Origin of the sequence: Devosia marina, from assembly GCF_009758415.1 — a bacterium.
Taxonomy (GTDB): Bacteria; Pseudomonadota; Alphaproteobacteria; order Rhizobiales; family Devosiaceae; genus Devosia; species Devosia marina.
In genome coordinates, this window is the sequence record NZ_WQRF01000002.1 from 212536 (window position 1) to 229990 (window position 17455).

The 17455-nt window shown below is 62.6% G+C and carries 14 protein-coding genes; 4 read left to right on the forward strand and 10 right to left on the reverse strand.

From position 1 onward, the window contains the following. Positions 1-8: 8 nt before the first annotated feature. Both GO014_RS08755 and GO014_RS08760 read right to left on the reverse strand, forming a co-directional pair. Positions 9-602: a tripartite tricarboxylate transporter TctB family protein gene (locus GO014_RS08755; RefSeq protein ID WP_179952947.1), complete on the reverse strand. Its 594-nt coding sequence runs from the start codon at positions 600-602 to the stop codon at positions 9-11. A 131-nt stretch (positions 603-733) separates the two neighbouring features. Then, on the reverse strand, positions 734-1771 hold the full coding sequence (locus GO014_RS08760) for a Bug family tripartite tricarboxylate transporter substrate binding protein (RefSeq protein ID WP_246204527.1): 1038 nt from the start codon (positions 1769-1771) through the stop codon (positions 734-736). Positions 1772-1985: 214 nt separating this feature from the next. Between GO014_RS08760 and GO014_RS08765 the strand changes: the two genes are divergently transcribed. From GO014_RS08765 to GO014_RS08780, 4 genes are all read left to right on the forward strand, one after another. Next, the gene (locus tag GO014_RS08765) at positions 1986-2732 is read left to right on the forward strand and encodes a sulfite exporter TauE/SafE family protein (RefSeq protein ID WP_157290006.1); all 747 of its coding nucleotides are present in this window, start codon (positions 1986-1988) and stop codon (positions 2730-2732) included. A gap of 128 nt (positions 2733-2860) precedes the next feature. Continuing rightward, positions 2861-4012: a Gfo/Idh/MocA family protein gene (locus tag GO014_RS08770; protein WP_157290007.1), complete on the forward strand. Its 1152-nt coding sequence runs from the start codon at positions 2861-2863 to the stop codon at positions 4010-4012. An 85-nt stretch (positions 4013-4097) separates the two neighbouring features. Further along, complete coding sequence (locus GO014_RS08775) at positions 4098-5267, forward strand: dihydrodipicolinate synthase family protein (RefSeq protein WP_157290008.1); 1170 nt, start codon at positions 4098-4100, stop codon at positions 5265-5267. Further along, the gene (locus GO014_RS08780) at positions 5264-6091 is read left to right on the forward strand and encodes a sugar phosphate isomerase/epimerase family protein (RefSeq protein WP_157290009.1); all 828 of its coding nucleotides are present in this window, start codon (positions 5264-5266) and stop codon (positions 6089-6091) included. Before GO014_RS08775 ends, GO014_RS08780 begins: the two co-directional genes overlap by 4 nt. Positions 6092-6151: 60 nt before the next feature. Here GO014_RS08780 and GO014_RS08785 read toward each other — a convergent pair whose 3' ends face one another. From GO014_RS08785 to mutS, 8 genes are all read right to left on the reverse strand, one after another. After that, entirely contained in the window at positions 6152-6532 is a 381-nt protein-coding gene (locus GO014_RS08785; protein ID WP_157290010.1) for a DUF2147 domain-containing protein, read from the reverse strand. A 120-nt stretch (positions 6533-6652) separates the two neighbouring features. Then, positions 6653-7846: a class I SAM-dependent RNA methyltransferase gene (locus GO014_RS08790; RefSeq protein ID WP_157290011.1), complete on the reverse strand. Its 1194-nt coding sequence runs from the start codon at positions 7844-7846 to the stop codon at positions 6653-6655. Between the two features lie 159 nt (positions 7847-8005). After that, positions 8006-8572, reverse strand: coding sequence for a NifU family protein (locus GO014_RS08795; protein WP_116587651.1), 567 nt, complete (start codon positions 8570-8572; stop codon positions 8006-8008). Positions 8573-8733: 161 nt separating this feature from the next. Continuing rightward, positions 8734-9207 carry a universal stress protein gene (locus GO014_RS08800; protein ID WP_116587650.1) on the reverse strand — a complete coding sequence of 158 codons (474 nt, stop codon included), beginning with the start codon at positions 9205-9207 and terminating at the stop codon, positions 8734-8736. 24 nt (positions 9208-9231) lie between these two features. After that, positions 9232-10272 (reverse strand): tryptophan--tRNA ligase, encoded by a 1041-nt coding sequence (gene trpS, locus GO014_RS08805; protein WP_157290012.1) that lies wholly within the window; start codon positions 10270-10272, stop codon positions 9232-9234. Positions 10273-10340: 68 nt separating this feature from the next. After that, positions 10341-11903 carry a murein biosynthesis integral membrane protein MurJ gene (gene murJ / locus GO014_RS08810; RefSeq protein WP_157290013.1) on the reverse strand — a complete coding sequence of 521 codons (1563 nt, stop codon included), beginning with the start codon at positions 11901-11903 and terminating at the stop codon, positions 10341-10343. A gap of 15 nt (positions 11904-11918) precedes the next feature. Further along, positions 11919-14729 carry a [protein-PII] uridylyltransferase gene (locus GO014_RS08815; RefSeq protein ID WP_157290014.1) on the reverse strand — a complete coding sequence of 937 codons (2811 nt, stop codon included), beginning with the start codon at positions 14727-14729 and terminating at the stop codon, positions 11919-11921. Further along, on the reverse strand, positions 14710-17367 hold the full coding sequence (gene mutS, locus GO014_RS08820; protein WP_210252433.1) for a DNA mismatch repair protein MutS: 2658 nt from the start codon (positions 17365-17367) through the stop codon (positions 14710-14712). Before mutS ends, GO014_RS08815 begins: the two co-directional genes overlap by 20 nt. Positions 17368-17455: the final 88 nt, after the last annotated feature.

Below are 17455 nucleotides of genomic sequence, written 5' to 3' on the forward strand. Positions count from 1 at the left end.
GCGCCCTCCTATGGCAGCCGCACGAGGAAGGCGCGTTCGAATACCAGCGTCACCACGGTTGCGGTCACCACGGCCAGACCCGAGGCCCAGAGCAGGGATTTGCGCCAGGGTTTGCGCGGTTCGGAGAGCCAGCATTCAAAGACCATGATGAAAGTAAAGACAAACAGGCCCGTTGCCGCCCAGAAGGGCAGGGTACCAACCAGTCCGAGCGTATAGATCAGTGCCAGCAGCATGACCGTGGCGGCGCGCGCCGCAGCGCTCGACAGCACGGCGCCGGACAATTGCTGCCAGCCCCCGGAAGCCGGGGTGCGGAGCGAGCGGAAGGAAAGGATCGTCCCACACAGAGTCAGCGCCATGGCGAGCATGCCCGGCACCAGCCCTGGCACCGTCATGGGATGGATGCGGCGCACTTCGAGCCGATCCATGGTCCAGGCGCCATAAAAAATTGCCAGCCCAAGCAGAATGAAGAACAGACCGGCCAGCAGGTCGGCCTTGATCATGCCGGGTTCGGGGGCGGTTTCGGACGGAGGGGGCGTGTCGGTGGTCATGCGGAAATACCGGAAAATCAAGGAATGGGTTGGCGCCGACATGTTGAACGCCATCCTTGTTCCCTCCCCCCAAAGGGGAGGGAGACGATGGGCACCTGCGCCGCGGTCCTTGGCATCCCTCCCCTCGATGGGGAGGGACCGAGGGTGGGGTGACACCTTTCGGGCCACCCCAGCCGTTTGATGGTTTACATGCCCACTTCGGTGCGGGTTTCGCAGTCGATGCCGATGGTGGAGGGATCATTGACCGCCTCACCACGCTCGACCGAAGAACACGCCTCAAGAATGACCACCGGCATGGCCAGGGCGCGAGCTTCTTCACCGTAGGACGGAGCAAAGACCGCGCCAAAGTTTTCGGCATAGGTCTGGATCGCTTCGGAGTTCATCACCTGTTCGGCCCAGATCTTGTCCATGGTGGCGATCACCTCATCAGGCACGCCAGCCGGGATAAAGATTCCGAAATAGTCAGGCGCAAGCGGCATGTCCGGCAGCCAGTTGGTGATCGGCGGGATCGGATCGACACCATCGAGTTCGAGCGGCTTGTCGGACAGCACGGCGAGAGCCCTGAGGCGGTCGCCGCGGATCAGTTCGGTCTGCTCCACTGCGAGCTGGGTGGTGACCATGGCTTCGCCAGATGCGGTGGCAATGGCTGCAGGGCCGCCGCCATCATAGGTGATCATGTTATAGTCAAAGCCGTCAGCCGCATCGGACAGGGCCGCAATGGCCGTGCCGCCGGACGAAGTGACGCCCGCAGTGGCTACGGTTATCTCGCTGCCACGGGTCTGCAACGCTTCCAGCAACTGCCCGAAATCCTCGAACTGGCTATCGGCCGGAACCGAGACCACCGGCACGTTGGCGACAGAAAGATAGATATGCCAATCGTCGATATTGGTATCTTCGAGCAGGCCGGTCACCGAATAGGTGGCGTTGTTGGCGATCGCGTTGGCTGTCCAGGTATAGCCGTCGCGCGGCGCGTTGAGCACTTCCTGGGTGCCGATGGCGCCCGAAGCGCCCGGCTGGTTGACCACGACGACTTCGACCCCCAGGGCCTCGGCCAGTATCGGCGCGGTAACGCGGGTGACCTGGTCGGTCGAGCCGCCAGCGCCCCAAGGTACGATCAGGTTGATCGGGCGATCGGGTTGCCATTCCTGCGCAAATGCCGTGGCTGTCCCCAGCGTCATCAGGGCACAGCCCGACGCCAGGACAATCCGCATGGACTGCTTCATCGTCTTTCCTCCCTATGTGGCCGGAACTGACTATTCCGGTTCTCCAGCGCGAGCTTGCGGCCGTTCCCAAGGCGAGTCAAGCCGCATGTAACCAATTGGTGAGCTAAATCGATTGCAGAGCAGGGATAGAAAATGCGTTGCATCAAGGTGTTCGAATGCTATCACAAAGCCCTGCCGGTTGAGCTGAACCGGATCGTTAGACCGGGGCTAGGGCATGGAATTCGATCTTGCAGGGCTGGCAATAATGGCATTGGCCCTGGGCGCCGGAGCCATCGTCAAAGGCGCTACGGGAATGGGCCTGCCGCTGGTGGCGTTGCCGGTCCTGACGACGTTTTTCGGATTGCAGCACGCGGTTGGCCTGATGTGCGTGCCACTGATCTTCACCAATGCGTGGCAAGTCTGGCGTTTTCGCACCTCTGCGCGGGATGACCGCATGGCCTTCCTGCCGCTGTTTCTGGTGGGCGGGGTTGTGGGCATCGTCTTGGGGACCTGGGCGCTCACCAGCCTGCCGGAGCGAGCGCTGGTGATGACATTGGGCATCATTTTGTTGTGCTATGTCGCGCTCAAGCTGGCGGCACCCCATTTCGTGGTCGGTCCGCTGCTGGCGCGGCGGGCCGGACCGCTGTTCGGCATAGGGGGCGGCGTCCTGCAGGGCGCGACAGGAATTTCGGCGCCTATCACGGTCACCTTCATTCACGCCATGGCTATGGATCGGGAGGCTCATGTGTTTGCCGTATCAACCATGTTCCTGCTCTATTCAGTGGTGCATCTGCCGGCACTGGCAGTGGCCGGCGTGATGCAGGGGCAGTGGCTGATCGAGGGGGTCATGGCGCTTGTGCCCATTCTGATTTTCATGCCGCTTGGCCAGGCCATTGCCAGCAGGCTCAGCCGCAGGGCCTTTGACCGCATGATCCTGATTTTCCTCGGCCTGATCGGACTCAAAATGGTGCTGGGCCTTTAGGGGCCGCCCCATGGGCCAACGACATTCCACCACAAGCGCGCATTGTTATGCTTGACGCGCCATAGCGGCCTCATATAGGTAAGTAACTAATCAGTTACACCGAATGTTGCGGCTTGGGAGAAAAATAAATGGCAGAGCAACGGCTTGGCATTATCATGCATGGCGTCACCGGGCGCATGGGCTACAACCAGCACCTGGTGCGCTCCATCCTGGCGATCCGCGATCAGGGCGGCATCATGCTGAAAAATGGCGACCGACTGGTGGTCGACCCGATCATCGTCGGGCGCAATGCCGACAAGATGCAGGCACTCGCCAAGAAGCACAATATCGCCCGCTGGAGCGACGATCTCGACGCGGCGCTCGCCAATCCGGACGACACCATCTTCTTCGATGCCGGCACCACGCTGATGCGTGCGGGCCTGCTGGAAAAGGCTCTGGCCGCCGGCAAGCATGTCTATTGCGAAAAGCCGACCTCGGACGACCTGGATGTGGCCGTCAATCTGGCCAAGGCCGCCCGCGCTTCTGGCCTCAAGCACGGTGTGGTGCAGGACAAGCTGTTCCTGCCGGGCCTGATGAAGATCAAGATGCTCAAGGATAGCGGCTTCTTCGGCGATATCCTGTCGGTGCGCGGCGAGTTCGGCTATTGGGTCTTCGAAGGCGACTGGCAGAAGTCGCAACGTCCAAGCTGGAACTATCGCAAGAATGATGGCGGCGGCATCATTCTCGATATGCTGTGCCACTGGCGCTATGTACTCGATAATCTGTTTGGCGAAGTGCAGGCGGTTTCGTGCCTGGGCGCGACCCATATTCCCCAGCGTGTCGATGAGCAGGGTAACACTTTCAACTGCGACACCGATGACGCAGCCTATGCCACGTTCGAGCTTGAGGGCGGGGTAATTGCCCAGATCAATTCGAGCTGGACCACCCGGGTGCGCCGCGATGATCTGGTGACCTTCCATGTCGATGGCACGCATGGCTCGGCCGTCGCAGGCCTGCACAAGTGCTGGACCCAGCATCGCGTCAACACCCCCAAGCCGGTCTGGAATCCCGACCAGCCGCAGACCATGAACTTCTTCAACGATTGGGAAGAGGTTCCGGACAACTGGCCGTCGGACAATGGCTTCAAGGCGCAGTGGGAAATGTTCCTGCGCCATGTGGCCGAGGATGCCCCATGGGAATATGGCCTTGAGGCCGGTGCCAAGGGCGTGCAGCTGGCAGAATTGGGCCTCAAGAGCTGGGAAGAGCGCCGCTGGCTGGATGTGCCCAAGCTGGAGTTCTAATTCCAGTTCTCACCCCGCTCACTGATGTCACCCCGGCCTTCGCTGGGGTGACTTACGAGTACGTGAAGGCCTTGAGGGAAAAATCATGCCCACACTCAAACTGCCCAATCCCGACCGCACCATCAGCTCCTACACCCTGACCGGAGATCCGATTCCCTTCGTGAAATTCAAGGCGACGGATTTCCCGCGCATCGCCTATTCGGCGGCTCATGTCGTGGCTGATCCGCTGGCCAATCATGATCCTTGGCTGACCCCCGCCATCGACTGGGACACCACGCTGAAATTTCGCCACCGCATGTGGGATCTTGGTCTGGGCGTTGCCGAGGCGATGGACACCGCGCAGCGCGGGATGGGTCTGAACTGGACCGAAGCGCAGGAGCTGATCCGACGCTCGCAGGCCGAAGCCAAAACCCGCGATGACAGCCTGATCGCTTATGGCGCGGGTACCGACCATCTGGCGCCCGGCCCCGATGTGACCATCGACGACATCATCAAGGCCTATGACGAGCAGGTTGGGTTTGTCGAAGCCCAAGGGGGCCGTGTCATTCTGATGGCCAGCCGCGCTTTGGCCGCCGCCGCGAAATCGCCGGATGACTACGCCCGGGTCTATGGCCACGTGCTGAGCCAGGTGAAGCAGCCGGTGATCATGCATTGGCTGGGCGAAATGTTCGACCCGGCGCTTGAAGGCTATTGGGGCCAGGCCGAGCACGACAAGGCCATGGATGTGTGTCTCGACGTCATCGCTGCCAATGCGGACAAGGTGGACGGCATCAAGATCTCGCTGCTGTCGGCGGAAAAAGAGATTGCCATGCGCCGCCGCCTGCCGGCTTCGGTCAAGATGTATACCGGCGACGACTTCAACTATGCCGAGCTGATTGCGGGCGACGATCAGGGCTATTCGCATGCCTTGCTGGGCATTTTCGATGCCATAGCACCGGCGGCTTCGGCCGGCCTGGCGGCTCTGGGACGGGGCGACACCAAGGAATTCTTCGATATTCTGGAGCCGACCGTACCGCTCAGCCGGCACATCTTTGCCACCCCGACCCGCTTCTACAAGACCGGCGTGGTGTTCCTGGCCTATCTCAACGGCTTGCAGGACCACTTCACCATGGTCGGTGGGCAGCAATCGACCCGCTCGCTGCAGCATCTGGCCGAACTTTTCCGCCTGGCCGACAAGGCCCGTGTACTGGCCGATCCGGAGCTCGCCACCGCCCGCATGAAGGCTGTTCTCGCCGTCCATGGAGTTTCCGCATGAGCGCCGATACCGTCATTTCGCTGAACCTGGCCACGACGCGTCCGCAATGGGGCTTTGCCGAGGCCGTGGATGGGTGCCTGCGCCATGGCATCACTGCTATTTCGCCCTGGCGCGACCAGATCGAAGCGATAGGGCTTGATGAGGCCGCGCGCATCGTCAAAGAAAACAAGATCCAGGTCACCGGCGTCTGCCGCGGCGGCATGTTCCCCGGCGTCGACGCCGCCGACCGGCAGAAGCGGATCGACGACAATTTGAAGGCCATCGATGAGGCGGCCGCGCTCAATGCCGACTGCCTGGTGCTGGTGGTGGGTGGCCTGCCGGGATCGTCCAAGGATCTGCCCGGCGCGCGCCAGCAGGTAACCGACGGTATTGCGGCCATGCTGCCGCATGCCAAGGCCTCGGGCGTCGAAATCGCCATCGAACCGCTCCATCCCATGTATGCGGCCGACCGCGCCTGCGTGAACACGGTCGATCAGGCGCTCGACATCTGCGAAATGCTCGGGGAAACCGTTGGCGTTGCGCTCGACGTCTATCACATCTGGTGGGACCCGAACCTTGCCAATGCCATTGCCCGGGCCGGGCGGATGAAGCGCATCTTCGCCCATCACATCTGCGACTGGCTGGTGCCCACTAAGGATATGCTGCTGGACCGCGGCATGATGGGTGACGGCGTCATCGACCTCAAAGCCATCCGCAAGATGATCGAGGATGCCGGCTTTCATGGACCGCAAGAGGTCGAAATCTTCAGCCAGGACAATTGGTGGAAGCGCCCTGGTGATGAAGTGCTGAAGGTGATCAAGGAGCGCGTCGCATCGGTATGCTGAAGCGCTTCTGACAAAAAAAGCCCCGGATCGACGTCCGGGGCTTTTTAATTTGCCGGTCACTTATGACACGCGCTGATATTCAATGCTCGAGCACAGCAGCTGGCAGCCGGTGAGCTTGATCGTGTCCGGACCGGTCAACTCGACAATGGCCTTGGCGTTGCCGCCATTGAGCGCAATCTGGCCTTCCCAGGTGCCTGGGGCGGTCTGTTCGGCCTTGACCACTTGCTGGTCGATATAGGCCAGATTTTCTTCCGTGCGGCTGTCGCCCTGGATATCTTTCAGCGTGCCGCACAGCTGGGTGCCATCACCGCAAAGCTGGAAGGTGAAGGTGGTCCCCCAGCGATCCTGCCAGACGCCACCGGGATCGGCAACGGACTGCGCGAAAGCGGGCATAGCGAGTGCGGCCACGACACTGGTCGCGGCAATAATAGTCTTCAGCATTGTCAAAATGCTCCATCATATTGTCGCGCCCGGCCAGGGAGGTGACCATGCGCGCACTGTTTCAATTTCCATAAGCCCGTAGCGGGCCAACGCCGGAACACGCAGATCGTTGCGCAAATGTTACCGGCGGAAGGTCGCGGCCAGTTCGATGTGAACGGACCAGGCGAACTGATCCACCGCTACTAGGTCACTCAAGATGAACCCGGCCTGAACAAGCATGGCGGCATCCCGCGCAAAGCTCTTGGGGTCGCAGGCGATCATCACCACATGCCGGGCCTTCGAGGCCGCGATTTCCTTGACCTGCGCCTGAGCACCAGCCCGCGGAGGATCTAGCACTATCGTGTCGAAATTGAGTTCAAAGCGGGTGAGAGGGTCCCGGAACAGGTCGCGTGCCCTGGCGGTGACGGTCTTGAGTCCCTTGGTGTGCCGCACCGCCTTGTCGAGTGCGGCGATGCCGGCCCGGTCGCTGTCGGCGGCATGGACCGGCGCGATTTCGGCCAGCCGCAGGGCAAAGGGGCCGATGCCACAGAACAGGTCGGCAATGGATTTTGGCTTGCCGATCGCAGCGAGCACATAATCGGACAGAACCTGTTCGGCCTGGGCTGTGGCCTGGAGGAAGCTGCCAATGGGCAGGTCGACTTCCGAACGGCCCATGCTCACCGTCGGCTGCTGGCGCAACAGGACCATTTCCCCGCCCAGTGCCAGGCGCGCCAGGCCCAGTGCATTACCCAGCGGCACCAGCTTTTCTGCTTTGACGCCCTTGGCAGCCTTGCGGATGCCCACATCGAGGCCCGCATTGGTGGCGGTGAAACTGATATCACACTCGCCGATTGCGGCGCCCAGCGCCCGGGCAATGTCCGGGGCCCGCTTGAGCGCCGGCACCAGGATGGGGCAGGCATCGAGATTGAGCAGGTCGTGACTGCGCAGCTGCATATAGCCGGCACTGTCCTTGCGGGCATGCAGCGTGGCGCGGCGGCGACCAGCGCCATGGGCGATGATGAAGCGCTCCACGCTCGCCTCAAGCCCGGCCTGGCGGAGCGCTGTTTCGACCAGTTCAGTCTTGAACGCCGCATATGCCTGCGCATCCATATGCTGGAGCTGGCAGCCGCCACAGGTGCCGAAATGTGGGCAGAACGGCTCGATGCGGCTTGGCGCTGATGATAACACCCCGGTCAGTGCGCCGCGATTGCCATCCACTGTGATCGCCACCTGTTCACCTGGCAAGGTGAACGGCACGAAGACGCGCTGTCCGTCGATAATGGCAACGCCTTCGCCTTTATGGCCGAGCGCTTCGATCGTGGTGGTGATGCTCATGCGTGATCCTGACAGACAGAAGCCCGATCATTCCTGATCGGGCTCCCGGCTTGCTGCTTAACTTGTGTGCGACCCAAGGGGCGTAGCCACTCAAGCATAGCGTTCGTGGCTTTGGGTCCAATAATCGCTCCACCGGAGCGATTTTGCCCTTGGCCGGGCTCAGACCTGCTGCACGCCCTCGACGCCTGGCACGAAGTGGCGGAGCAGGTTTTCGATGCCGTTCTTGAGCGTGGCGGTCGAGGAGGGGCAGCCGGAACAGGCACCCTGCATATGCAGGAACACGGTGCCTTCCTTGAAGCCCTTGAAGATGATGTCGCCGCCATCCATCGCCACGGCCGGACGCACGCGGGTGGCCAGCAGTTCCTTGATGACTTCGACCATTTCCTTGTCTTCTTCCTCGAAGAACTCCTCGACCTCATCGAAATCAACCGGGGCAGTGCTGCCCTCGGTAATGACCGGCTTGCCGGAGAGGAAGTGGTCCATGATGACGCCGAGAATGGCCGGCTTGATATGGGCCCAATTGGTATCGTCCTTGGTGACCGAGATGAAATCGGACCCCAGGAACACGCCATTGACGCCGGAGATGGCGAACAGGCCAGTGGCCAGCGGCGAGGCGGCGGCAGCTTCGGGCGAACGGAAATCGCGCGGCTCGCCAACCAGCACGTCGCGGCCCGGCAGGAACTTCAGGGTCGCCGGATTGGGCGTGGCTTCGGTCTGGATAAACATGGCGGCTCCCCGCTGAGCGGTGCAATTAGAATGTTTCTAAAATAGACTTTTGCGCTCCAAGTGCAAGGGCGAAAGCGCATCGGGGCCATGCGCCGAAAGTCCAACGCAAATCCGGGCGCCTGGAATAGCTTCACCGGACCAATTTTTGCCCGAGGAACGGCTCAGCAAATCGCGATGACTTCGTCTTCGCTCATGCGGCCGGGCACAATGGTCAGGGGGATGGGCAGCACATTGGCGCGGGCGGCAAAATGGGTCACCAGCGGACCCGGGCCATCGGGCGACTTGGAGGCGGCCAGCACCAGGATGGCGATGTCGTGATCCTTGTCGATGACCCGTTCGATCTGTTCGGCGCCATTGCCCTCACGGATCACCGATTCGGCGCGGACCTCGCCGATCTCCTTGATCCGCGCCATGCGCCGGTCGAGATTGCGTTCGGCCTCCTCGACGGCCTCGGCCCGCAAGACGTCCTCAACACCCAGGCCAATGAATTCAGGCTTGGGAATGACCGTCATCAGCACCACCGTGCCGCCAGTGCGCTTGACGCGCCAGGCAGCAAAGGTCAGGGCGCGATCGCATTCTTCGGTCTCATCGATAACGACGAGAAACTTGCGCTTGTATTCGACCTGCGAAACCAAGGGCGCCTCCGTTGCTGAACCGCGTTAGCGGATGAAACCGATTATGGAGCGTACCTCGGCCATTGTCTTTTCGGCAATGGCGCCGGCCCGCTCGCCACCATCGCGCAACACGGCGTCGATGGTTTCAGGGTCATCGAGCAGGCGCTGCATCTCACCAGCCATAGGTGCCAGAACGGCAACGGCCAGGTCGGCCAGCGCCGGCTTGAACTTGCCCCAGCCCTGACCGCCGAACTCGGCCAACACGTCGGCCTCGGTCTTGTCGGAAAGCGCGGCATAGATACCCACCAGGTTGTCGGCTTCCGGCCTGTCCTTGAGACCGTCAACCTCCAAGGGCAGTTCAGCGGGATCGGTGGTCGCCTTCTTGATCTTCTTGGCGATGGCGTCAGCATCGTCGAGCAGAGAAATGCGTGACTGCTCGGAGGGGTCGGACTTGCTCATCTTCTTGGTGCCGTCGCGCAGGCTCATGATGCGCGTGGCCGGGCCGGCGATCAGCGGCTCGGTGATGGGGAAGAACTGGCCATCCGGCGCGCCCACGCCTTCGGCGGCAATCGAGGCAGCATAGTCATTGTTGAACTTGGCAGCGATATCGCGCGTCAGTTCGAGATGCTGCTTCTGGTCGTCGCCCACCGGCACGTGGGTGGCCTTGTAGAGCAGAATGTCAGCGGCCATCAGCGAGGGATAGGCGAACAGGCCAAGCGAGACATTCTCGGAGTTCTTGCCGGCCTTGTCCTTGAACTGGGTCATGCGGGCCATCCAGCCCATGCGCGCGACACAGTTGAAAACCCAGGCCAATTCGGCGTGCTGGACCACCTGGGACTGGTTAAAGACGATGGAGCGCTTGGGATCGACTCCGGCGGCAATGAAGGCGGCGGCGACTTCGCGGGTGGCACGACGCAGGGCCTCGGGCTCCTGCCAGACGGTGATGGCATGCATGTCGACCACGCAATAGATGGTCTCATGCGTGTCCTGGAGCGGCACAAAACGGCGGATGGCGCCGAGATAATTGCCGAGGTGCAGATCGCCGGATGGCTGGATGCCGGAAAAGACGCGGGGGCTGAACGTCATGGTGCCCTTCGAGAACAGAAACGAAATCAGGCGCCCGTTCTATACGGGCAAGACGAAGAATGGAACCGTCACGCGCGGCGGCGCAGTCGGCGCGCCAGCAAGCGCAGATCATGCGTGCCGCTGACATGGACAAGGGTGAAATAGACCGCGACACCAAAGGCAATCAGCGCGGCCAGCACACCAGCCTGGCGCCACAGCGGAACTCCGCTGGCCAGATGGTCGGCACCCTGCACGGCCAATAGCCAGAGAGCCGCGCCCATGATCAGGCTGATCACGAGAATGGCCAATTGCGCCCGCCATTGCGGCCAGGTCAGCGCAAAATGGCCCCGCACGGCCAGCGTGGCCACAAGCAGCACGACATTGAGCCAGGATGAGGCCGCGGTGGCGATGGCGATGCCGACATGAAGCAGGCTGGGAAAGAGCAGAAGCGAGATGGTGATATTGGCCACCACGCTGACCCCGGCAAATATCGTCGGGGTCAGCGTATCCTCGCGGGCAAAAAAGCCCGGCTGCAGCACGCGGATCAACACATAGGCGGGCAGGCCCGTGGCAAAGGCAATCAAGGCTTCAGCGGTCTGGGTGGTGGCCAGCGCATCGAAGGCGCCGCGTTCGAACAGCACCCGTACGATCGGCTCGGCCAGCGCCACCAGCGCCACGGCTGCCGGCATGGTGAGCAACATGGAAACAAACAGCGCCTGGTCCTGGCTCTGCCGCGCCTCAAGCGCCCGGCCGCCCTTGAGGTGACGGCTAAGTTCGGGGAGCAGCACGGTGCCGATGGCGATGCCGATAATGCCCAGCGGAAGCTGATAGAGCCTGTCGGCATAGGAAAGCACGGAGATGGCGTTGTCGGCGCCCGAGGCAATGATGGTGCCCACGAAAATATTGATCTGGGTGATACCGCCAGCCAGGATTGCCGGCACCGCCAGCATCCAGAAGCGGCGCACCTCCGGGTCGAGCCGCGGCAGGCGAATGGCGGGGCGGAAGCCGGCCCGCTCTATGGCCACCCAGACCAGTACCAATTGCGCCACCCCGCCCGTCATGGTGGCGATGGCGACCCAAATCGTGGCTTCGGCCGGGGTCTGGACGAACCAGATGGCCAGAGGAATCAGCGCGGCAATGGTGACCAGGTTCAACAGCACCGGCGCAAAGGCGGCGGCAAAAAACCGCCCCAGCGTGTTGAGAATGGCGCCATAGGCGGCCATCAGCGACATGCAGGCGAGATAGGGGAACATGATCCGTGTCAGCAGCACGGTCAGCTCGAATTTTTCGGGGTCATCTACAAAGCCGGGCACGAAGGCGACCATGACCTGCGGCATGAAAATTTCGGCCAGGAGGGTGACGATGAACAACACCACCACCAGCCAGCTCATGACGCGCGCGGCGAGCAGTTTTGCGCCCTCCTGCCCCTCACGCTCGAGGGCACCGGAGAACATGGGCACAAAGGCGGTGTTGAACGCACCTTCGGCAAACAGCCGCCGGAACAGATTGGGAAAGCGGAACGCGGCAAAGAATGCGTCGGCGGCCGGGCCGGTGCCCAGCACCGCGGCCATCAAGGCGTCACGGGCAAAACCGGCAATTCGGCTCACCAGGGTAAGCGAACCGACCGAGACGAAATTGCGGAACAGGGTCATGGGCCCGCGTGCGCCTCACCCATTGACCACCTTCTTTTCCGGTGCCTTGTCCTCGCTGGGGCGCTTGAAGACGTTCATCAGCACGTCGTGGATCTTCTTCTGGCGCGATTTGACATGGATCTTCTGACCCGTCAGATCGGTGACGTAGAAGACGTCGACGGCTTTTTCGCCATAGGTGCCGATATGGGCCGAGCCGATGGTGAGGTTGAGATCGCTTATCTCGCGGGTCAGCGCATAGAGCAGGCCGATACGGTCGAGGCCCGAGACCTCGATGACAGTGAACTTTTCCGAAATAGCATTGCTGACCGAGACCTGGGCCGGCAGGGAGAAGGGCCGCAGGCGCTTATTGTGGCGTGATTCCTTGCCCAGATCGATCAGCACCTGCCGCTTGCCCTGCAGGAGTTGCTTGACCGTATCGATGATGCGGGTGGCGCGGACCTTTTCGTCTTCGTCGGAGGTGAAGGAGCGCTTGAGCCGGAAAGTGTCGATGGCACGGCCATCGCGGGTGGAAAAGATCTGCGCGCCAATGATGGAGGCATCCTGCATGGTGCAGGCGCCGGCGATCAGCGAGAGCAGGCGCGGGTGATCGGGAGTATAAAAGCTGACCTCGGTAATGCCTTCGAACGCCTTGACCCGGATCGAGCCGGCGAAGGGCTGGTCGGTTCTGTCGGCATTGCGGATCATCCTGGCGTGTTCGAGCTGCAATTCGGGCTCGGCGCGCAGCCAGTAGTGGTCATAATGTCGGGCCGCATAGGCCTCGATGTCGGCGGGCGCCCAGCCGGACAGGGCCTCGGTCAAAGCCGAACGGGCCTGATTGACCCGGTCGGACTGGCTGACCTGACTATGCCCGCCTGAGAGCAGCGGTTCGGTGGCAAAATAGAGCGCGCGCAGCAGTGAGCCCTTCCAGCCGGTCCAGGTGCCCGGACCCACGGCCCGGATATCGCAGGCGGTCAGGATCATCAGCAGGGCCAGGCGCTGGGGCGATTGCACCACATCGGCAAAGGCCTTGGCGGTTTCCGGGTCCTGGATGTCGCGGGCCTGGGCGATCTCGCTCATCAGCAGATGATATTCGATCAGCCAGGAGACCGTATCGGTTTCCGCCGCATTGAGGCCAAAGCGGGGGCAGAGCTTTCTGGCGATCTTCGCCCCGGCGATGGAATGGTCCTCCGGGCGGCCCTTGGCGATATCGTGCAGGAACAGCGCCACATAGAGCAGGCGGGTATCGTTGAGCTGGGGCAGCAGCTCATGGGTCAGGGGCAATTCGTCGCGCAATCCGCCATTGGCAATCTGGGCCATGACGCCGACCGAGCGGATCAGATGCTCGTCCACCGTATAGTGGTGATACATGTTGAACTGCATCAGGGCGACGATCTTGCCGAAGTCGGGCACAAACTTGCCGAGCACGCCGCTCTCGTTCATCTGGCGCAGGATGCGTTCGACATAATTGGCGCTGGTCAGAATGGTCAGGAAATGCGCATTGGCTTTTGGGTCGGCGCGCAGGGTCTTGTCGATCAGCCGCAGGCTGTTGCGGATATGCATGATCGCGTCGGGATGGAACAGCAATTCCTCGCGGCCAGCCACCATGAAGGCGCGGATGAGATTGACCGGGTCCTTTTCGAAGACGTCGGGCCCGGCAATATTGAGGCGGCCGGTATCGACGATGAAGGCGGTTTCGCCCTTGATCTTGGACTTGCCAGAGCGGAACGGCGCCAGGACGCGCCCAACCAGATCCAGATCCTTGGCGTGGTGGAATTCGAGACCGGCGCAAATGATGCGGGTCAGATCGCCGACATCCTTGGCGACCAGGAAATAGCGCTTCATGAAGCGCTCGACGCCCAGCATGCCCAGGCGCTGCGCATAGCCCATGCGCTGGGCCAGTTCGGGCTGCATGTCGAAGCTGAGCTTTTCGTCGGCCCGTCCGGTGACGAAATGCAGATGGCAGCGCACCGCCCAGAGGAAATCCTCGGCCCGGTTGAACAGGCGGTACTCGGCGGCTGAAAGCACACCCTTGCCGACCAGCTCATGGCTGGTCTTGACCTGGTAGAAATATTTCCCGATCCAGAACAGCGTATTGAGGTCGCGCAGGCCCCCCTTGCCGTCCTTGATATTGGGCTCGACGACGTAGCGGGTATTGCCCATCTGCTTGTGGCGCTCATCCCGCTCGGCCATCTTGGCGGCAATGAATTCCGGGCCCGTTTTGGGCATGATCTCGGTTTCAAAGCGATGGGTGAGCTGATCGTAGAGCCCCTTGTCACCGGTGAGGAAGCGCGCTTCGAGCGTGGCAGTGCGCACGGTCATATCGGCGCGGGCCATGCGGATGCATTCATCCACCGAGCGGACGGCATGGCCGACCTTCTGCCCCAGATCCCAGAGCATATAGAGAATATATTCGGTGACCTGCTCGCCCCAGGGCGTTTGCTTGTAGGGCAGGATGAAGAGCAGATCGATGTCCGAGCCGGGGGCCAGCGTACCACGACCATAGCCGCCGACCGCGGAGAGTGCGATGGCCTCGGCTCCGGACGGGTTGTCGACCGGATAGACCCGCGTAGTGGCAAAGCGATGCACAGCGGTGATGATTTCGTCCTGGGCCGCGCAAAGGTTCTGGGCACAGCGGGTGCCCTTGTTGTTGGCCAGCAGTTCCGCCTCGGCGCTTTTGCGGGCATCGGCCAGGGTCTGGCGGATATGGGCCAGGATCGCCATGCGGGCCGTGGGCGAGCGGGCGGGTTCGTCGCCCAGCAGCGCGTCGAACTCGGCCACCAGCGCATCGGCGGTTTTCAGCGCGAACTGTGCCTTTTTGGGTCTGGCCTCAGCTTCGGCTAGCGTCATCGCGGAGTTTCTTCAATTGATAGAGCGCATCAATGGCCTGGCGTGGCGTCATCTCGTCGGGGCGGACCGCATCGAGCGCTTCGTGAACGGGATCCTTGCCCTTTGGCGCCGGGGGCGGCTGGTGGGCAAAGAGCGGCAAATCGTCTAGCACGCTGGCTTTCTGGCTGGAAGAGGCGGTGCCGGCCGAGCGCTGCTCAAGCACGTCGAGCACCTGTTTGGCGCGGGCAATGACCGGTGCAGGCAGGCCGGCCAGCCGCGCCACCTGGATGCCATAGGAGCGGTCGGCAGCGCCGGGCCCCACTTCGTGCAGAAACACCACCTCGCCCTCCCATTCGCGCACCTTCATGGTGACATTGGCGACACGAGAGAGGGTTTTGGCCAGCGAGGTCAATTCGTGGAAATGGGTGGCGAACAGCGCCCGGCAACCGGTGGTCTCGTGCAGCGCCTCGACCGCCGCCCAGGCAATGGAGAGCCCGTCGAACGTGGCGGTGCCACGCCCGATTTCGTCGAGCACCACCAGGCTCTTGCGGGTGGCGCGATTGAGAATGGCGGCGGTTTCGACCATTTCGACCATGAAGGTCGAGCGGCCATGGGCGATATCGTCGGATGCGCCGACACGCGAGAACAGGCGATCCACCACGCCAATATGGGCGCTGTCAGCCGGCACATAGCAACCCATCTGCGCCAGAACGGCGATCAGCGCGTTCTGCCTGAGGAAGGTGGATTTACCACCCATATTGGGGCCGGTGACCAGCCAGAGCGACCCGCCGCCCGACTCTTCGCTACCAGAGAGATCGGCGTCATTGGCGACAAAGCTCTGGCCTTCCGATTTCACCATCAATTCCACGACGGGATGGCGCCCGCCGGAAATGGCAAAAGCAAGGCTGTCGTCGACAATCGGTCGGCAATAGCCCCGCGTTGCGGACACTTCTGCGAGAGCGGCGGTGACGTCGAGCTCGGCCAGCGCGTCGGCCAGACCCTGCAACTGGCTGGTTGCAGCCAGCGTCTCGTCGCGCAGGCGGGTAAAGATGGCCTGTTCGATCTCCAGCGCCGCGCCCTGCGCCTGGGCGATCCGGCCCTCGAGATCGGCCAGTTCGGTGGTAGTAAAGCGCATGGCGTTGGCCAGGGTCTGGCGATGTATGAAGGTTTCGCGATGCGGGGCCTCAAGCAGTTTCTGGCCGTGCGCGGCGGGCACTTCGACGAAGTAGCCCAGCACGCCATTGTGCTTGATCTTCAAAGACCGCACATCGGTCTCGTCCATCAGCCGGGCCTGCAGCGCCGCTACCACGGCGCGGGTCTCGCGGCCGAGCGCGCGCTCCTCGTCAAGCCTTGCGTCATAGCCCGGGCGGATAAAACCACCATCGCGGCTGAGCAGCGGCAATTCATCATCCAGCGCCGCCGCCAGTTCACTGGCAAGCGCCTGCGGCGCGGCGCCAAGGGTTTGCGTCAGGCTATCCAAAATGGAAGGCAAATCGGGCTGTGCGCGCAGATGCTGCGCCAATTCCAGCGCCGCGTCGACGGCCTTGCCGATGGCAGCCAGATCTCGTGGACCACCACGCTCCAGGGCCAGGCGCGAGAGGGCGCGCGCCAGATCGGGCGCGGATTTGAGGTCCTGGCGCAGGCGGCCGCGCAACAGCGTGTCCTCGACCAGGCGGCTGACCGCGTCGAGCCGTTCGTTGATTGCATCGGCCCGGCGCAATGGCGCGGCCAGCCGGGTTGCCAGAAGCCGCGCGCCGGGTGCGGTAACGGTCAGGTCGATGGCCTGGCGTAGCGAGCCCTTGGCCTGGCCGCGCTGGGTGATGAGCAATTCGAGGCTGGAGCGGGTGGCCGCGTCAATCGCCATGCTGGCCGCAGCCGCATTGATGAGCGGCGGCCGCAGCGGGGCGCTGCGCCCCTTCTGGCTTTCCCCGACATAGCCGATCAAGGTACCGAGCGCCGCCCGGCCGGCCCGGCTGAGGGCGCTGGGGTCGAAGGCCTCGGACGGGAAACTGCTGCGCAAGAGCGGCAAGGCCGCTTCGCTGTCGGCCAGCTCCGGGGCGATAATGGAGGCAATGCCGCCCCAGGCAGGGGCAAACAGATGTCTTTCGACCAGCGCGGCCCGGGTCGCATCGGACAGCAACAGTTCGGCCGGGGCAATGCGGGCCATTTCATCGCCGAGCTGGTCGGCGGCGAGGTCGGAGACGAAAGTTTCGCCGGTGGAGATATCGGCCCAGGCCAGGGCAAAATCGGTTTCGCCATGCCGCACCATTGCCAGGGCCGCCAGATAATTGGCGGAGCGCGCATCGAGATGATCGTCTTCGGTCAGCGTGCCGGGGGTGACCAGGCGCACCACATCGCGGCGTACCACGGATTTGGAGCCGCGCTTCTTGGCTTCGGCCGGATCTTCCATCTGCTCGCAGATGGCCACGCGATGACCCAGGCGGATCAGCTTGTTGAGATAGTCGTTGGCGGCGTGAATGGGCACGCCGCACATCTGGATATCTTCGCCCAGATGCTTGCCGCGCTTGGTCAGCACGATGCCCAGCGCCGCACTTGCGATTTCGGCGTCCTCGAAGAACAGCTCATAGAAATCGCCCATGCGATAGAACAGCAGATAACCCGGATTGACCGCCTTGATCTCGAAGAATTGCGCCATCATAGGCGTCAGTCCCGCAGGCGCGGGGCCGGGGGCAGCCTCGAAAGGGGATTGATCCATGGGCGCGGGCAGTCAGGGCTTCAAAATTGAT